At 40.9% G+C, this 15758-nt stretch carries 20 protein-coding genes; 19 read left to right on the top strand and 1 reads right to left on the bottom strand.

Translation table 11 applies throughout. From position 1 onward, the window contains the following. Window positions 1–16: 16 nt before the first annotated feature. From AC1TPB_RS01920 to AC1TPB_RS01960, 9 genes are all read left to right on the top strand, one after another. Window positions 17–1048 (top strand): thiamine pyrophosphate-dependent dehydrogenase E1 component subunit alpha, encoded by a 1032-nt coding sequence (locus AC1TPB_RS01920; protein ID WP_482074929.1) that lies wholly within the window; start codon window positions 17–19, stop codon window positions 1046–1048. Next, window positions 1048–2031, top strand: coding sequence for an alpha-ketoacid dehydrogenase subunit beta (locus tag AC1TPB_RS01925; protein ID WP_482063465.1), 984 nt, complete (start codon window positions 1048–1050; stop codon window positions 2029–2031). Before AC1TPB_RS01920 ends, AC1TPB_RS01925 begins: the two co-directional genes overlap by 1 nt. Window positions 2032–2111: 80 nt before the next feature. Beyond that, entirely contained in the window at window positions 2112–3416 is a 1305-nt protein-coding gene (locus AC1TPB_RS01930) for a dihydrolipoamide acetyltransferase family protein (protein ID WP_482074930.1), read from the top strand. Window positions 3417–3458: 42 nt separating this feature from the next. Beyond that, complete coding sequence (locus AC1TPB_RS01935) at window positions 3459–3617, top strand: hypothetical protein (RefSeq protein ID WP_482074931.1); 159 nt, start codon at window positions 3459–3461, stop codon at window positions 3615–3617. A 62-nt stretch (window positions 3618–3679) separates the two neighbouring features. Beyond that, on the top strand, window positions 3680–3901 hold the full coding sequence (locus AC1TPB_RS01940; protein WP_482074932.1) for a hypothetical protein: 222 nt from the start codon (window positions 3680–3682) through the stop codon (window positions 3899–3901). Continuing rightward, window positions 3867–4088, top strand: coding sequence for a hypothetical protein (locus tag AC1TPB_RS01945; protein WP_482074933.1), 222 nt, complete (start codon window positions 3867–3869; stop codon window positions 4086–4088). The genes AC1TPB_RS01940 and AC1TPB_RS01945 overlap by 35 nt, the downstream gene beginning before the upstream one ends. Before the next feature lie 124 nt (window positions 4089–4212). Further along, entirely contained in the window at window positions 4213–4896 is a 684-nt protein-coding gene (gene lipB / locus AC1TPB_RS01950; RefSeq protein WP_482074934.1) for a lipoyl(octanoyl) transferase LipB, read from the top strand. 162 nt (window positions 4897–5058) lie between these two features. Then, window positions 5059–5226 (top strand): hypothetical protein, encoded by a 168-nt coding sequence (locus AC1TPB_RS01955; RefSeq protein WP_482074935.1) that lies wholly within the window; start codon window positions 5059–5061, stop codon window positions 5224–5226. Window positions 5227–5373: 147 nt separating this feature from the next. Beyond that, a complete protein-coding gene (locus AC1TPB_RS01960; protein ID WP_482074936.1) occupies window positions 5374–6510 on the top strand; it encodes a M20/M25/M40 family metallo-hydrolase in 1137 nt (378 codons plus the stop codon). 3 nt (window positions 6511–6513) lie between these two features. Here AC1TPB_RS01960 and AC1TPB_RS01965 read toward each other — a convergent pair whose 3' ends face one another. Beyond that, window positions 6514–6681 carry a hypothetical protein gene (locus AC1TPB_RS01965; protein ID WP_482074937.1) on the bottom strand — a complete coding sequence of 56 codons (168 nt, stop codon included), beginning with the start codon at window positions 6679–6681 and terminating at the stop codon, window positions 6514–6516. Between the two features lie 114 nt (window positions 6682–6795). On the opposite strand from AC1TPB_RS01965, the gene AC1TPB_RS01970 reads away from it, so the two are divergent. The 10 genes from AC1TPB_RS01970 (at window position 6796) to AC1TPB_RS02015 (ending at window position 15748) form a co-directional block, all read left to right on the top strand. After that, complete coding sequence (locus AC1TPB_RS01970; RefSeq protein WP_482063470.1) at window positions 6796–7362, top strand: NUDIX hydrolase; 567 nt, start codon at window positions 6796–6798, stop codon at window positions 7360–7362. 81 nt (window positions 7363–7443) lie between these two features. Then, window positions 7444–8052 carry a stage II sporulation protein M gene (spoIIM, locus tag AC1TPB_RS01975; RefSeq protein ID WP_482074938.1) on the top strand — a complete coding sequence of 203 codons (609 nt, stop codon included), beginning with the start codon at window positions 7444–7446 and terminating at the stop codon, window positions 8050–8052. A gap of 164 nt (window positions 8053–8216) precedes the next feature. Beyond that, complete coding sequence (fur, locus tag AC1TPB_RS01980) at window positions 8217–8672, top strand: ferric iron uptake transcriptional regulator (RefSeq protein ID WP_482074939.1); 456 nt, start codon at window positions 8217–8219, stop codon at window positions 8670–8672. Between the two features lie 223 nt (window positions 8673–8895). Continuing rightward, on the top strand, window positions 8896–9126 hold the full coding sequence (locus AC1TPB_RS01985) for a DUF4227 family protein (protein WP_482074940.1): 231 nt from the start codon (window positions 8896–8898) through the stop codon (window positions 9124–9126). A gap of 105 nt (window positions 9127–9231) precedes the next feature. Beyond that, window positions 9232–10122, top strand: a complete 891-nt coding sequence (gene xerD, locus AC1TPB_RS01990; RefSeq protein ID WP_482074941.1) for a site-specific tyrosine recombinase XerD — start codon at window positions 9232–9234, stop codon at window positions 10120–10122. A gap of 375 nt (window positions 10123–10497) precedes the next feature. Continuing rightward, window positions 10498–11679: a phosphopentomutase gene (locus AC1TPB_RS01995; protein ID WP_482074942.1), complete on the top strand. Its 1182-nt coding sequence runs from the start codon at window positions 10498–10500 to the stop codon at window positions 11677–11679. 96 nt (window positions 11680–11775) lie between these two features. Then, window positions 11776–12603: a purine-nucleoside phosphorylase gene (locus AC1TPB_RS02000; protein ID WP_482074943.1), complete on the top strand. Its 828-nt coding sequence runs from the start codon at window positions 11776–11778 to the stop codon at window positions 12601–12603. Between the two features lie 85 nt (window positions 12604–12688). After that, on the top strand, window positions 12689–12913 hold the full coding sequence (locus AC1TPB_RS02005; protein WP_482074944.1) for a Spo0E family sporulation regulatory protein-aspartic acid phosphatase: 225 nt from the start codon (window positions 12689–12691) through the stop codon (window positions 12911–12913). A 52-nt stretch (window positions 12914–12965) separates the two neighbouring features. Beyond that, complete coding sequence (locus AC1TPB_RS02010; protein WP_482074945.1) at window positions 12966–14294, top strand: pyrimidine-nucleoside phosphorylase; 1329 nt, start codon at window positions 12966–12968, stop codon at window positions 14292–14294. 251 nt (window positions 14295–14545) lie between these two features. Next, window positions 14546–15748, top strand: coding sequence for a D-alanyl-D-alanine carboxypeptidase family protein (locus AC1TPB_RS02015; protein ID WP_482074946.1), 1203 nt, complete (start codon window positions 14546–14548; stop codon window positions 15746–15748). Window positions 15749–15758 lie beyond the last annotated feature (10 nt).

The following is a 15758-nucleotide window of genomic DNA, read 5'->3' on the forward strand; positions in this document are numbered from 1 at the left end:
GAAGGAGGAAGATAATATGACAGTATTGTCTTCGACAGGTCAGCAAGCCAAGCATCAGCAATTAGGCATTAGCGAGGAAACCGTTATTGCTATGTATACAAATATGCTGACAGCAAGGATGTATGATGAGCGGAGTATGCTTATGCAGCGAGCTGGTAAACTTAATTTTCACGTATCTGGTATCGGCCAGGAGGTTGCGCAGATCGCAGCTGCATTTGCGCTTGATCGGAACAATGATTATTTTCTTCCTTATTATCGGGACTACGGTTTTGTTCTTTCCGTAGGTATGACGCTTAAAGATTTATTTCTTTCTGCATTTGCAAAAGCTGAGGATCCTAATAGTGGTGGTCGTCAAATGCCTGGTCATTTTGGAAGTAAGAAATTGCGGATTGTTACTGGATCTAGTCCTGTAACGACACAAGTTCCGCATGCTGTTGGTTTTGCGCTTGCCGCAAAAATGAATAAGAAAGATTTTGTAAGCTTCGTTACGTTCGGTGAAGGTTCTAGTAACCAAGGTGATTTTCATGAAGGCTGTAACTTTGCTGGCGTACACAAGCTGCCTGTAATTTTAATGTGTGAAAATAATCAATATGCGATCTCTGTACCTGTTCATAAGCAATTGGCGGGTAAAGTGTCCGATCGTGCGCTTGGCTATGGTATTCATGGTGAGCGAGTAGATGGCAATGATGCCTTTGAAGTATATCGAGTGGTGAAGGAAGCAAGAGAACGTGCCATCGCAGGTGAAGGAGCTACTTTGATCGAAGCGATGATGTATCGTATTTCTCCACATTCAACTTCTGATAATGATTTAGCATATCGTACCCAGGAAGAAGTCGATTATAATAAAACATTAGATGGACTTCCGAAATTTAAACAATATATGGTTGATCATGGCATCTGGAATGAAGAGCTAGAGGCTGAATTACGTGCTGAAATTAAGAAACAGCTTGATGAAGCGAGCGTTTATGCAGATAAAGCTCCTTTCCCTACTCCTGAATCTGTTATGGATCATGTGTACGCTAATGATAATAAGGGAGGAGTAGAGTAATGGCTAAACTAGATTATATCGAAGCGATTCGTCTAGCGATGAAGGAAGAAATGGAACGAGATGAGAATGTGTTCATTCTCGGTGAAGACGTTGGCCTTAAGGGCGGTGTGTTCACAACGACGAAAGGTTTACAAGAGCAATTTGGAGAACAACGTGTAATTGATACGCCTTTATCCGAATCAGCAATCGTGGGTGCTGCCATTGGTGCTGCAATGTATGGCATGAAGCCGATAGCAGAGATGCAATACTCTGACTTTATGTTCCCAGCTACGAATCAAATTATTAGTGAAGCTGCGAAAATTCGTTATCGCTCCAACAATGATTGGAGTTGCCCGATCGTTATTCGCGCTCCTATCGGCGGTGGCGTATTCGGTGGATTATATCACTCGCAATGTCCTGAATCTGTATTTTTCGGTACACCAGGGCTGAAAATTGTCGCTCCGTATACACCTTATGATGCGAAAGGTTTATTGAAAGCAGCTATTCGTGATGAAGATCCTGTATTATACTTCGAAAATAAGAAAAGTTACCGACTTGTTAGTGGTGAAGTGCCTGATGATGATTATATTGTACCGATCGGCAAAGCTAATTTGCTTCGTGAAGGTGATGATATTACCGTTATCAGCTATAGTCTCCCACTACGCTTTATTGAACAAGCGGCTGCTGAGCTAGCTGAAGAAGGCATTAGTACACATATTCTTGATCTACGAACGATTCAACCACTGGATAAAGAAGCTATACTTGAAGCGGTTCGTCGCACAGGTAAAGTATTGATTGTCCATGAAGATAACAAAACAGGTGGAGTTGGCGCAGAAGTGGCAGCCATTATTGCTGAGGAGCTATTATTTGAACTCGATGCTCCGATTATGCGATTATGTGGTCCAGATGTACCTGCTATGCCGATTAATCCACCGGGTGAGAAATTTTTCTTGCTGAATACAGATAAAGTTCGAGAAGCTATGAAGCAATTAGCTGAATTTTAGCTATTATTACTATAATAAATATAGATAAATGCTGAAAAATTCGTACATAGCTTATTTATGACGATTGGAGTTGGAATAAGATGAGTGCAATAACTGAAATTACTTTGCCTCAATTAGCGGAATCTCAAATAACTGCAACAATCGATCGCTGGTTGAAGCAACCGGGTGATATGATCGAAGTGTATGAACCAATCTGTGAGATTAATACAGATAAAGTGACGGCTGAGATTCCATCTACTGTGGCAGGAAAATTAGTGAAAATTTTAGTGGGTACGGGTGAAGATGTACCTGTAGGTACGGTTATCTGTCTTATTGAAACAGAGGAAGAAGCAAGCAATGCTACTATAGCACCGGTCGCGTCTGCTGAAGCTACTGGAACATTGAATACATCAGTAGCAGCTGTACAAGCTACAGCTGACGATTCAATGCGCAATCGCTTCTCGCCAGCTGTTCAACAGTTGGCTGCACAGCATGGTATCCAGTTAGCCGACGTACCAGGTACTGGCATGGGTGGACGGATTACTCGTAAAGATGTACTTGCTTATGTAGCTGCTGAAGCATCAATGGTGCGTACGCCTGTACCGCAACAAGAAGCAACTTCTTCACAGGTTCGTTCGACAGGTATGCATTTATCTGAATCGCCTCGTATGCCTAAAATTGAAATTGATGATCCTTATGCACATGGTCGCGGAGAAACTTATATTGATATTACTCCAATTCGCAATACAATTGCTCGTAATATGCGCCAAAGCGTTAGTGAAATTCCGCATGCTTGGACGATGATCGAAGTCGATGTTACGAATCTAGTATTACTCCGCAACAAATATAAGGATGAATTCAAAAAACGTGAAGGTGTTAATCTTACGTATCTTGCGTTCTTATTGAAAGCTGCTGTTAATGCGATTCGTGATTTCCCAATTATGAACTCTGTGTGGGCGGTAGACAAAATCATCGTAAAGCGTGATATTAATATTTCTCTTGCAGTAGGAACAGAAGATTCTGTAATGACACCAGTTATCAAAAATGCGGATCTGAAAAACGTGGCCGGTCTTGCGAAGGAAATTGAAGAGCTTGCGCGTAAAACGCGTGAAGGAAAACTTTCACTTGCTGACATGCAAGGTGGCTCATTTACAATTAATAACACAGGTTCATTCGGTTCGATATTGTCATATCCGATTATTAACTATCCACAAGCGGCAATTCTTACGTTTGAATCTATTGTGAAGAAGCCAGTTGTAATTAATGACATGATCGCAGTGCGTTCAATGGCTAATCTTTGTTTGTCACTTGATCATCGTATTCTTGACGGTGTCATCTGTGGTCGTTTCTTGCAGCGTGTCAAAGATAATTTGGAAAGCTTTAACCTTGAAAGCTCGATATACTAAGGTCCACTTTTTGAACCACCCATTCCAATAAAGGTTCAAAAAGTGGGCTTTCAGAACCGAGCAGATGAAGCGTTACTTGAGAAAGGCGGAAGCGCAAGTGTACATGATTACGTACACGCGAACCGTACTTTCCAAGTTCGCTTCATATTCGATGCGACTAGGCTACATGGGAATACATCGTTATCAAAGTCCGCTTTTTGAACTACCCATTCCAATAAAGGTTCAAAAAGTGGGCTTTCAGAACCGAGCAGGTGGAGCGCTACTTGAGAAAGACGGAAGCGCAAGTGTACATCATTACGTACACGCGAACCGTACTTTCCAAGTTCGCTTCATATTCGATGCGACTAGGCTACATGGGAATACATCGTTATCAAAGTCCGCTTTTTGAACTACCCATTCCAATAAAGGTTCAAAAAGTGGGCTTTCAGAACCGAGCAGGTGGAGCGCTACTTGAGAAAGACGGAAGCGCAAGTGTACATCATTAAGTACACGCGAACCGTACTTACCAAGTTCGCTTCATATTCGATGCGACTAGGCTACATGGGAATACATTGTTATCAAAGTCCGCTTTTTGAACTACCCATTCCAATAAAGGTTCAAAAAGTGGGCTTTCAGAACCGAGCAGGTGGAGCGCTACTTGAGAAAGACGGAAGCGCAAGTGTACATCATTAAGTACACGCGAACCGTACTTACCAAGTTCGCTTCAGATGCGATGTCGAGTATGCTGCGTTAGCATATCCATCGTTATCAAAGCCCGCTTTTTGAACTACCTTTTAATACAAAGGAGATAACCTTTATGTCTAAAGTGGATATAGCACGCAAAATGTTGGATGCTCGTTATATCGGTATGCTGGACTACAAAGAAGCTTGGGATCTGCAAAAAGCATATGTGAAGGAAATAGATAAGGGGGAGCGTCCTGAGACGCTGCTCCTTCTTCAGCATCCACCAACCTATACACTGGGTTCTGATCGTCACCCAGAGCATCTTCTGCTTGATAAGGATACATTGAGTCAAAAAGGAATATCGGTCTATGATATCGACCGCGGTGGGGATATTACATATCATGGTCCAGGTCAGCTTGTTGGTTATCCATTACTTTATCTAGATGCCATTGGACTGGATCTTCGTGGATATTTACGAAATATGGAGCAAGTAATCATTGATTGGTTAGCTCAATATGGTATAAAAGCTGGCAGAAAACCCGAATATACTGGGGTATGGATCGGTGATGAGAAGATAACCGCGATAGGTGTAAAGTTTAATAAAGCTAGGCAGCGTCGTGGCTTTATAACAAGTCATGGTTTTGCACTTAATATTAAGTCAGGAATCGCTGCCGAAGGCTTTAGTGGTATTGTGCCATGTGGAATCGGACAATTTGGCGTTACTTCCTTTAATGATATTACAGGAAGCTCGATGACCGTTGAGGAAGCAGCAGAGCAAATTGCTCCGCTGTTCAAGGAGCAATTTGGCTTTTCGTAATAGTTATCGATGCTGCAACGCGATGAAACAAAACCCAGCAACGTGTACGGCATGAGTACACAAGCGATCAAATGCCCGAAGCTTGCAATAAAGGTTTGAACTTCCGCTTCCAATAAAGGTTCAAAAAGCGGGCTTTCGAAAGCCAAGAAGATGGAGCGCTACTTGAGAAAGGAGGAAGCTCAAGTGTACATGATTACGTACACGCGAACCGTACTTTCCAAGTTCGCTTCATATTCGATGTCGGATACGCTCCGCCAGCATACCCATCGTTATCAAAGTCCGCTTTTTGAACTACTTCTAAAGGAAGAAAGAGCCTATGCCTGCGAATAGTGTTGTAACTAACAGGGCAGCTGCAACGATAATTGCAACAAGACGAATAATTTTTTGTTGACGCATAATTGAAAAAGCTCCTTTCGATGAATAGAATTACATTAATACATTCTATTGTATACGAAAGAGACGGATGGAGGAAACAAAATGGTACAAGAAAAACGTTTAGTAGCACAATTTATTGATTTGGTAACCGTTGATAGTGAATCTGGCCATGAAGGTGCAATTAGTAAAGTTCTGAAAGCGCGACTGACTGAATTAGGATTGACAGTTACAGAGGATGATGCGGCAAAGGTAACAGGACATGAGGCTAACAATTTATTTGCAATTCTTGAAGCAACGGAAGATGCGAAGGATCAGCCTGCGATCTTGTTTACTTGTCATATGGATACCGTTACTCCAGGGGTAGGCATTAAGCCACAAATTGATACAGATGGATATATTAGATCTGACGGTACGACAATTCTCGGAAGTGACGACAAAGCCGGAATTGCCGCTTTATTCGAAGCGATTGAGACGATTAAGGCTAGCGGAGCATCACATGCGAAAGTTCAAGTCGTGATCACAGTTGGTGAAGAATCCGGGTTGTTAGGTGCTCGGGCGATTGATCCAACGAATTTAGTAGCGAGTTATGGCTACGCGTTAGATTCTAATGGTGACATCGGTGATATTGCCGTTGCTGCACCTACTCAATCGCATATTGAAATTGAATTTTACGGAAAGTCAGCACATGCTGGTGTAAGCCCTGAAAAAGGAATTAGTGCGATTCAAGTGGCTGCGAAAGCAGTGAGTGAGATGTCACTAGGTAGAATTGATGAGGAAACGACTGCGAATATCGGTCGTTTTGAAGGTGGAGGACCAACGAATATAGTATGTGACTACGTAAAGCTGATTGCTGAAGCTAGAAGTATTAAGCAAGATAAGCTTGATTCTCAAGTGGAAAGTATGAAGCAAGCCGTCGAAAGAACGGCGCTGAAATATGGAGCTACTGCAAAATTTAATAGCAATATCGTCTATCCTGCTTATTGTCATGATGCCAATTCGCCTGTTGTGCAATTAGCGAGCGTGGCAATTAAAGCGATTGGTGCATCGCCACGGACTTTCCATTCAGGAGGAGGTAGCGATGCGAATGTGTTCAATGGTTTAGGTGTTCCAACGGTAAATCTTGCAGTGGGTTATGAACATATTCATACGACCAATGAGCAAATAAAAGTTGAGTGTCTTGTACAGACAGCAAAGTTAGTTGTTGAAATACTGAAGCAATCCGCTACATTCAAAATATAGTAATTACGAATCCACATTGCCAAGAGTTATGCGCATTTGCGGTCGATTAGCAGTGTATTGAGCTAAAGTATAATTGCCGTATTGACTCTTGGCAATACCATTCAAGACGAGTTTGATATGCTTTGCTTTTCCAAAAAGCATCAGGTTATTTTTATTAATATGTTGTTTCAAAATTATCCAGCTCCTTAATCATCATAATGGAGACTATGAAAATTAAAGAAACATTATGACAACTTGTCTAAGTCGATCTAGTTACATAATGAGCATGAATGGAGGTTATCGAACATGAAGGAAGATACGAATAAAACAATTTGGAATGAGCCTACTATTTCTACAGAGCATATATTTACAGGCAAAGTGATTAGTTTGCAAGTGGATACGATTGCTTTGCCAGATGGCAGAACTGCAACTCGTGAAATTATTAAACATCCAGGGGCAGCGGCAGTCGTTGCGATCCATGATGAGAAATTAATTGTTGTGGAACAATATCGGAAGCCACTGGGTAAAACTCAAATTGAAATTCCCGCGGGTAAGCTTGATCCAAAGGAAGAGCCGATTGTAGCGGCAGCTCGTGAGCTTGAAGAGGAAACGGGCTATATTGCTCATAACCTACAATTATTGCATCAATATTACACTTCACCTGGCTTTGCTGATGAAATACTTTATACTTATTTCACCAATGAAGTTACAATTGGACAACAAAATCTCGATGATGATGAAGATGTTATTGTGAAATTAATTACAATTGAAGAAGCAGATGCTTATATTGCTAGCGGAGATATTAGCGATGCGAAAACTTTGTTAGCGGTAACTGCTTGGAAGTTATTGCAGCGGACAGGCTCTCTTACTTAAGTTTGAAAATAGTGTGATTTTGCATAAACTCTATCAATCTAGCATATGTGTAGTAGACATAAGTTAGATTGAAAGGGTGATATGATGTTGAAAAGTAATTTATCGAAGTGGATTTATCTTGGTGTGGTCATGTTTGCCGGTGCCGTATTTGGAAGTGTATTTATTCAAGTATTGCCTAGTGAGCAACAACTAGGACTGGGTCATGAGATTACGATATATATGAATTGGATGAAGCAAAGTAGCGATGTAAATAGTTCATATTTGTTTTGGGAAGCATTTTTCAAGTACTTTATATGGGTCACTTTATTATTTATTTTAGGAATTACGGTTATCGGCGTTCCGCTTATTATTGTATTAAACTTTTTGAAGGGCTTTCTTTTAGGGTGTAGCATTCATATTGTTGTACAAATGTTTGGTACTCAAGGTATATTATTAAGTATTGCAACGGTTGTTCCACATAATCTTGTAGCTGTTCCCGCGATATTGATACTTAGTTCAACAGCGATCGGGTTCTCTACTTATATTGTGAAAAAGCGACTAATGACGCATACAGGTAATTTACGAGATGCTTTTGTTTCCTATAGTACAGTTGCAATGTCGATGCTGATCTTGCTTGCGATTGCAGCATTTGTTCAAGTATATGTATCTCCTCAAGTGATGGAATGGTATTTGGTGCAACTGCCGTTGTAGTTTCATAGAGCAATAAACGATGAAAAAGTTTGACTTCTATTGCTCTATACTAATATAATTAAAACAGATTTAGCAGGGTGAAATAGTAGCTTATGCTTACGAAGTAACTTTTCACAGCTAGGAAGAATACCAAGATCTAGGTGAAAAGTTTTAGGAGGAGAGAGATGGAAGCCCAGATTAATAAGATAAAACAGCAATTGCTAGATAAGGGCTATAAGTTGACTCCACAGCGTGAAGCCACCCTTCGTATTCTGCTGGAAAATGAGGAAGATCATCTTAGCGCAGAGGATGTATTCTTACTCGTAAAGGCAATTGCTCCTGAGATTGGACTTGCTACTGTCTATCGTACATTGGAGCTTTTGACTGAGTTGCATGTCGTAGAAAAGATCAACTTCGGAGATGGTGTTGCCCGTTACGACCTTAGAGGAGATACGAATATTCATCATCATCATCATCTAATTTGTATGCAATGTGGTACAATGAATGAGATTAAGGATGATTGGCTGTTACCGCTTGAAGAACGACTATTCTCTGAATTGGGTTTCGAGACAGTCGATCATAGATTAGATTTTCATGGCGTTTGCCGAAGTTGTCGAGACTTGAACGAAAATAAACAATAACTGGTCCTGCTCATCCATGTAAGTGGTTGCAGGCCTTTTTTCATACTAAAGGTACTATACATCATAAATTGGTGTTACCTAACATACTACTTTAACAGGCATGTACATATCATTAGTATAGGCCTGTTAAAGTAACAAAGTTTTTGGCTTAAGCTTTCGATGCTACTTTTTATTTAAGTGTAGCAAAGCAAGTAGTCAATTAAAAGTTGTGGGAGGTATGTTAATGATTATGGTGAAAGACATGGTACATAAACTAATATTCTTCTTATTATTTATTGTGTTACTTGTCATTGTTGCATCTGCTTATCATTGGGTGCAGCAGATCATTCAACCGAATACTCATTACCAAAAACCAATCGGTGACGCTGTGAAGGTTTTCGATAGTTCACCGCATTACATCGATAAAAGCTCAATGCCAGATCGTTTAGTTTGGTTTTTATGGTATGGTGAATGAATAATAGGAAATGATATATCTCGTAAAAGCTTAAGCTTTCGATGTGCTTTTCATTTGCGAGAATTATAATCGAGATATTAAATGAAAAGTTGAAGGAGTGGGAGGATGTACGAGCAATTACATCAATATTTGAAGGTTTTACAACAAGAACGTAAGCTTACGACAAACTCCTATCAGTCATATGAAAGAGACCTGTTGAAATTTACTGGTTATCTTGAGGGTGAAGGTGTTAAGGTGTGGACAAGCGTCCATAAGCATCATACTTTGAAGTATATGCTGGGATTAAAGGAAGCAGATCTAAAGTCTTCAACGATAGCTAGACATGTGGTGTCCATCCGTGCTCTTTTTCACTATCTCATTACTAATGATTACATATCACACGACCCATCCATATATATTGAAGCTCCGAAACTTGAAAAAAAAGCACCGCAAATTATCTCTCAAGAAGATACGAATCGTTTGCTGCAAGTTCCTGACGTTGCTACTGCAGTCGGTATTCGAGATAAAGCAATGTTGGAGCTACTATATGCTACAGGGATTCGAGTAACAGAATTAGTTTCGTTAAATGTAGAGCATATTCATCTATCGCTTGGTTTTATTCAAGTGATAAGTCCAAGTCAGAAGGAACGTTTTGTACCATTTGGACAATATGCCAAAGAGGCTGTAGAAGTTTACTTAGAACAAGGTAGAGCTCAGCTCGCAACTAAGAGCAGCTCAGAGGAAGTATTATTTCTAAACCATTTAGGTGGTCGCATGACGAGGCAGGGCTTCTGGAAAATTATGAAAAAATATGCCGGTGAAGCGGGAGTATCAGATGAGATTACACCGCATACACTTCGACACTCCGTTGCTGCTCATTTACTAGAGAATGGTGCTGATGTAAGAGTGGTACAAGAGCTGCTGGGACATGTTGATATTACTTCTACAATGAAATATACTGCGATTGCTAAGTCGAAAATGAAGGAAGTCTACAGCAACTCCCATCCGAGGGCATAAGGCGGAGAAGTATCCTCAATTCGAAGCGACAAAAAGTTAAGTTAATGCTTCCGAAGTGACTTTTTGTTAACGTAGTAGTCAATCTCGAAGTCACAAAAAGTTAAGTTAAAGCTTCCGATGCTACTTTTCATTTACAAGTAGTGGATACAGGATGACTATGAAAAGTTTGGTTTATGCTTCCGAAGTGACTTTTTGTTAACGTAGTAGTCAATCTCGAAGTCACAAAAAGTTAAGTTAAAGCTTCCGATGCTACTTTTCATTTACAAGTAGTGGATACAGGATGACTATGAAAAGTTTGGTTTATGCTTCCGAAGTGACTTTTTGTTAACGTAGTAGTCAATCTCGAAGTCACAAAAAGTTTTAGGAGGGTTCATATTGAAGTTTGATCGGATTGCTGTCATTGTCATGGATAGTGTTGGTATTGGTGAATTGCCAGATGCTGATCAATTTGGTGATGTAGGAAGTCACACGCTCGGGTCTATTGCCCGAGAATATGCATCACTCGATCTACCCCATCTTCGAGCGTTGGGGCTAGATCGTATTGCACCTATTCATAATTGGACGCCAGATGCCTCTAAGCAGGCTCAAGCGTATTATGGGAAGATGGCAGAGGCTTCAGTAGGCAAAGATACAATGACTGGTCATTGGGAGCTTATGGGATTGCAGATTGAAACACCATTTCAAACGTTTCCTAACGGTTTTCCAGCTGAATTAATTGAACAATTCGAGTCTCGTACCGGCAGAAAAGTGATGGGCAATAAACCTGCAAGTGGTACAGAAATATTAGACGAGCTCGGTGAAGAGCAAATGAAGAGCGGTGCATGGATTGTCTACACAAGCGCGGATAGCGTATTCCAATTAGCAGCTCATGAGGATACTATTCCTCTTGAAGAATTATACAAAGCATGTGAAATCGCTCGAGAACTAACGATGGAGGATCGATTCTCGGTAGGTCGCGTAATTGCTAGACCATATGTCGGTACTCCAGGTAACTTTAAGCGTACACCGAACAGACATGACTACGCTTTGAAGCCACCACAAAGAACAGTGCTTAACGAATTGCAGGATGCCGGACTTGAGACGATCTCAGTCGGGAAGATTTATGATATATTTGATAGTGAAGGAATTAATCAATCACATCCTTCGAAAAGTAATGAACATGGTATTCAGCAGACGATTGAGCTATTGAAAACATCATTCAAGGGGTTTGTTTTTACAAATCTCGTTGATTTTGATTCTCTATATGGCCATCGTCGTGATCCCATTGGATATGGCAAGGCATTAGAACAATTTGATGCAGCGTTACCTGAAATGATGGAGCAAATCGGTGAGCGCGATCTATTAATTATTACAGCTGATCATGGTAATGATCCTACTCACCCAGGAACTGATCATACACGTGAATATGTTCCAATCTTGCTGTATAGCCCATCGTTCAAAGAGCCGCAACAGCTTGATACAAGGTCAACATTTGCAGATTTGGGCGCTACAATCGCTGAAAATTTCGAGGTGGCTGCGACGCCGACAGGAAGTAGTTTCTTATCCTTATTAAAATAAGGTAGTTCAAAACATCACTTATGCTTCTGAAGTAACTTTTTGTCACTCAAGAAGATATTTCGTGGAAGCTACAAACAGTTTGTAGGGGGAATTGAAATGAGTATAATAACGGCAAGTCAGCAAATTAATGAGGCAGCACAATTTATTGCTCAGAAAATCAATGTTAAGCCAGAAATCGGGCTTATACTAGGATCAGGATTAGGTGTGTTAGGTGATCATATTGAAGGCGCAACGGTCATCGCCTATGAAGATATTCCTCATTTTCCTGTGTCAACGGTAGAAGGACATGCAGGTGAATTAATGATCGGTACAATTGCTGGTAAAACAGTTGTACTAATGCGTGGACGTTTCCATATGTATGAAGGATATGCTCCAGAAGTAACTGCGTTTCCAGTTAGAGTGATGAAAGCACTAGGTGTTAAATCGCTAATTGTAACGAATGCAGCAGGTGGTATTAATCTTGAATTCGCATCAGGCAATCTGATGTTAATTTCCGATCATCTGAACTTAACAGGTAAAAATCCATTGATTGGGTCTAACGATGCCGATCTAGGTGCGCGATTCCCAGATATGTCAGAAGCGTATAGTAAACGACTAAGAGCCATTGCGAAAACGGTTGCGACAGAAAAAGAGATTGGTCTTGTTGAAGGCGTATATGCCGGATTACTTGGTCCGTCTTATGAAACACCTGCTGAGATTAGAATGTTAAGAATTATTGGTGCTGATGCCGTTGGTATGTCAACAGTTGCTGAAGTGATTGCAGCAAGTCATAGTGGCATTGAAGTTGTCGGTATCTCATGCATTAGTAATATGGCAGCAGGAATTTTGGATCAACCATTGTCTCATGTGGAAGTGATGGAAACTACGGATCGAGTTAAATCGCAGTTTTTAGAGTTGGTTACGTCATTAATCGCCAAAATTTAGTTTATATGTCACAGAATTGTCACAATTCATCTGACCTAATGTGACAACATTCGAATATCACTTCGTCGTATAATGTCTCTAGACTTTGCGTAAATCAAGTTATTATGAAGAAGGATGGGTAGACAAAGTGATAGATAGTCAGCTTAATACGAAAATTGAATTTCTCCGCAAGCAAATGGAACTAACGGCAAGCCAACGTGGTAGCTTGCTACATCGTGATGTTATTGCTTTAAGTCAAACGCTGGATGAATACATCATGAAAGCACAATATAGTCATTCGAGTTATCCGTTGCTAACTTGTGCCTTGTAATTTATAGCAATGACCTAACTAGAATTCACTAGCATACGTAATGGAGGGACTCATGAGAGCAGTAGATTTTATTCAAAAGAAGCGTGATGGAAAAGAGTTATCTACTCAAGAAATTAATGAATGGATCCAGCAATATTGCGAAGGTAACATTCCAGACTACCAGATGTCTGCATGGACGATGGCTGTTTATTTTAATGGAATGACTGCGCGCGAAGTCGCAGATTTAACTTTAGCGATGGCTAACTCTGGTGATCAAGTTGATTTGTCAGCTATTAACGGTGTGAAGGTAGACAAGCATTCTACTGGCGGAGTCGGTGATAAGACAAGTTTGATTTTGGCTCCTCTTGTTGCTGCTTCAGGTGTTCCTGTTGCGAAAATGTCGGGTAGAGGTCTTGGTCATACGGGAGGTACGGTTGATAAGTTAGAGTCAATTACTGGTTTCCATACGGAGCGCACTCAGCAGCAATTTGTTGATCAAGTAAATACGATTGGTGTATCTATTATTGGTCAAAGTGGTGATTTGGCACCAGCAGACAAACAGTTGTATGCTTTGCGCGATGTCACTGCAACGGTAGAATCGATTCCACTTATTTCGAGTTCTATTATGAGTAAGAAAATTGCTGCGGGTGCAGATGCGATCGTGCTTGATGTGAAAACAGGCAACGGTGCATTTATGAAAACGTTAGAAGAGTCCATTCAATTGGCAAAGATGATGGTTAGCATTGGAACGGAAGTTGGTCGTGATACGGCAGCAGTAATAAGCGATATGGATCAGCCACTAGGCTTTGCCATTGGTAATGCACTCGAAGTTGAAGAAGCGATTGTTACACTTCAAGGAAATGGACCAGCCGATCTAACGGAGCTATGTATAACACTTGCAGCCCATATGGTGGTGCTTGGTCAACGAGCTAATAGTTATGACGAGGCAAGAGTTATTGTTGAGGATAGCTTGCGAAGTGGCAAGGCATTACAGAAATTGCAAGAGCTTATAGAAGCGCAAGGCGGGGATGGTTCAATTGTTCATGATGTGAGTAAACTTCCCCAAGCATCTATGCAATATGATGTGTTGAGCCAGCGGTCAGGTTATGTGAGTGCGATTGGAGCTGAGCAGCTCGGCATTGCGGCGATGAAGCTTGGTGCTGGACGAGGGACTAAGGATGAGTCGATTGATCATGCTGTCGGCATTGTGCTTCGTAAGAAGGTAGGAGACGCCCTGCAGCAAGGCGAGGTGCTGGCTACACTTTATGTGAATAAAGAAGTTAACGAGCAGAGTGAGCCGGTCATCATGGTTCATAGCGCTTATGGAATCAAAGAGCAGCAGCCACAATTACGTCCTCTATTGATGGCGATTGTAACGAAGGATGGCGTAACGACTTTGTAATGTATAATATGACGACACGAAGCCTCTATTGAAAGTTTAGCGTAACGCTAAACTTTCAATAGAGGCTTTTTTGTATAATGGAATAAATTTCAGTCTATTCGTCAACAATGACTAAGTAAGTGAGACTGCGAGTGAACACATCATTCATCACGTCTAGTAGATCAGCTAGTTTGGTTTATGCTTCCGAAGTAACTTTTCGTTACAAGGAAGCTTCTCAAGAAAATACGAAAAGTTTGTAGGAGGGACTTAAGTTGAAAAAAATAGTATTGATGTTTGTATTAACTTGTCTCATATCGACGAGTTATTCCGGGGCAACGATTGGTGCACTTACGCTATCAACTGAAGAGGTAGACACCATTGAAGCGAACTCTAACGTAGGGCCTTCGCTAGCACTTAACGCCGCCTCTGCGGTATTAATAGATGCTGATAGCGGCACCGTTATTTTCGAAAAAAATAGTAGTGCGAAGTTAGCTCCTGCCAGTATTACGAAAGTTATGACGATGTTGCTCGTTATGGAAGCAGTTGGAGAAGGTAAACTAAAGCTGACTGATATGGTTCGGACAAGTGCGAACGCTGCCTCGATGGGAGGATCACAAATTTTCCTTGAAGAAGGGGAAGAAATGTCAGTAGAGGAAATGCTGAAAGGTGTTGCGATGGCATCTGGCAATGATGCTTCTGTTGCATTAGCAGAAAAGCTGAGCGGAACAGAAGAAGAGTTCGTCAAGCTAATGAATGAACGTGCGAAGCAACTAGGAATGAATAATACGCATTTCATGAATTCTAATGGATTACCAGTCGAAAATCATTATTCTTCTGCTTATGATATCGCGATCGTATCACGCGAGCTAATGAAATATGATCTCATCAGACAGTTTACTGGAAAGTATCAAGACTATCTTCGTAAAGACTCGGAAAAACCGTTCTGGCTTGTCAATACGAACAAATTAGTGCGCTTCTATCCAGGTGCAGATGGCGTTAAAACAGGCTACACAAGTGAAGCGAAGTTTTGTTTGTCAGCTTCTGCATCGCGTGATGGAATGCGGGTTATCGCAGTCATTATGGGTGCACCAAATACGAAAATCAGAAATGCCGATGTCACTCAAATGATGGATTACGCATTTGCACAATATAGTAATCATGTCGTGATAGAGCAGGGAGCAACGATAGGTTCTCTCGAAATTGAAAAAGGCATGGAGAGCAGAGTTGATCTAATGGCAGAGCAACAATTCTCAATTCTTATTAAACGCGGTAGTGATACAACGAAAATTTACTATGAAGTGGATATGGACAAATCAATTAAAGCTCCAATTGTTGCAGGTCAGCCGATTGGGAAGTTGACGATCTATCAAGGCGAGCAGGCGATGAAAGAATTTGAACTAATCGCACCGCAAACGGTTGAAAAAGTAAATTGGTTCAGATTATTAAAACGTTCAACTCAAAGCTTATTTAAGTAAGTTTTTTGAA

Source organism: Paenibacillus sp. Y951 (genome assembly GCF_056786395.1).

What these genes read in the sequence shown, in the direction of transcription:
- AC1TPB_RS01920 (WP_482074929.1), top strand. Translation starts at nt 17, where the DNA reads ATGACAGTATTGTCTTCGACAGGTCAGCAAGCCAAGCATCAGCAATTA.
- AC1TPB_RS02010 (WP_482074945.1), top strand. Translation starts at nt 12,966, where the DNA reads ATGAGAGCAGTAGATTTTATTCAAAAGAAGCGTGATGGAAAAGAGTTA.
- AC1TPB_RS01930 (WP_482074930.1), top strand. Translation starts at nt 2,112, where the DNA reads ATGAGTGCAATAACTGAAATTACTTTGCCTCAATTAGCGGAATCTCAA.
- AC1TPB_RS01925 (WP_482063465.1), top strand. Translation starts at nt 1,048, where the DNA reads ATGGCTAAACTAGATTATATCGAAGCGATTCGTCTAGCGATGAAGGAA.
- lipB (WP_482074934.1), top strand. Translation starts at nt 4,213, where the DNA reads ATGTCTAAAGTGGATATAGCACGCAAAATGTTGGATGCTCGTTATATC.
- AC1TPB_RS02000 (WP_482074943.1), top strand. Translation starts at nt 11,776, where the DNA reads ATGAGTATAATAACGGCAAGTCAGCAAATTAATGAGGCAGCACAATTT.
- fur (WP_482074939.1), top strand. Translation starts at nt 8,217, where the DNA reads ATGGAAGCCCAGATTAATAAGATAAAACAGCAATTGCTAGATAAGGGC.
- AC1TPB_RS01970 (WP_482063470.1), top strand. Translation starts at nt 6,796, where the DNA reads ATGAAGGAAGATACGAATAAAACAATTTGGAATGAGCCTACTATTTCT.
- AC1TPB_RS01960 (WP_482074936.1), top strand. Translation starts at nt 5,374, where the DNA reads ATGGTACAAGAAAAACGTTTAGTAGCACAATTTATTGATTTGGTAACC.
- AC1TPB_RS01985 (WP_482074940.1), top strand. Translation starts at nt 8,896, where the DNA reads ATGATTATGGTGAAAGACATGGTACATAAACTAATATTCTTCTTATTA.
- spoIIM (WP_482074938.1), top strand. Translation starts at nt 7,444, where the DNA reads ATGATGTTGAAAAGTAATTTATCGAAGTGGATTTATCTTGGTGTGGTC.
- xerD (WP_482074941.1), top strand. Translation starts at nt 9,232, where the DNA reads ATGTACGAGCAATTACATCAATATTTGAAGGTTTTACAACAAGAACGT.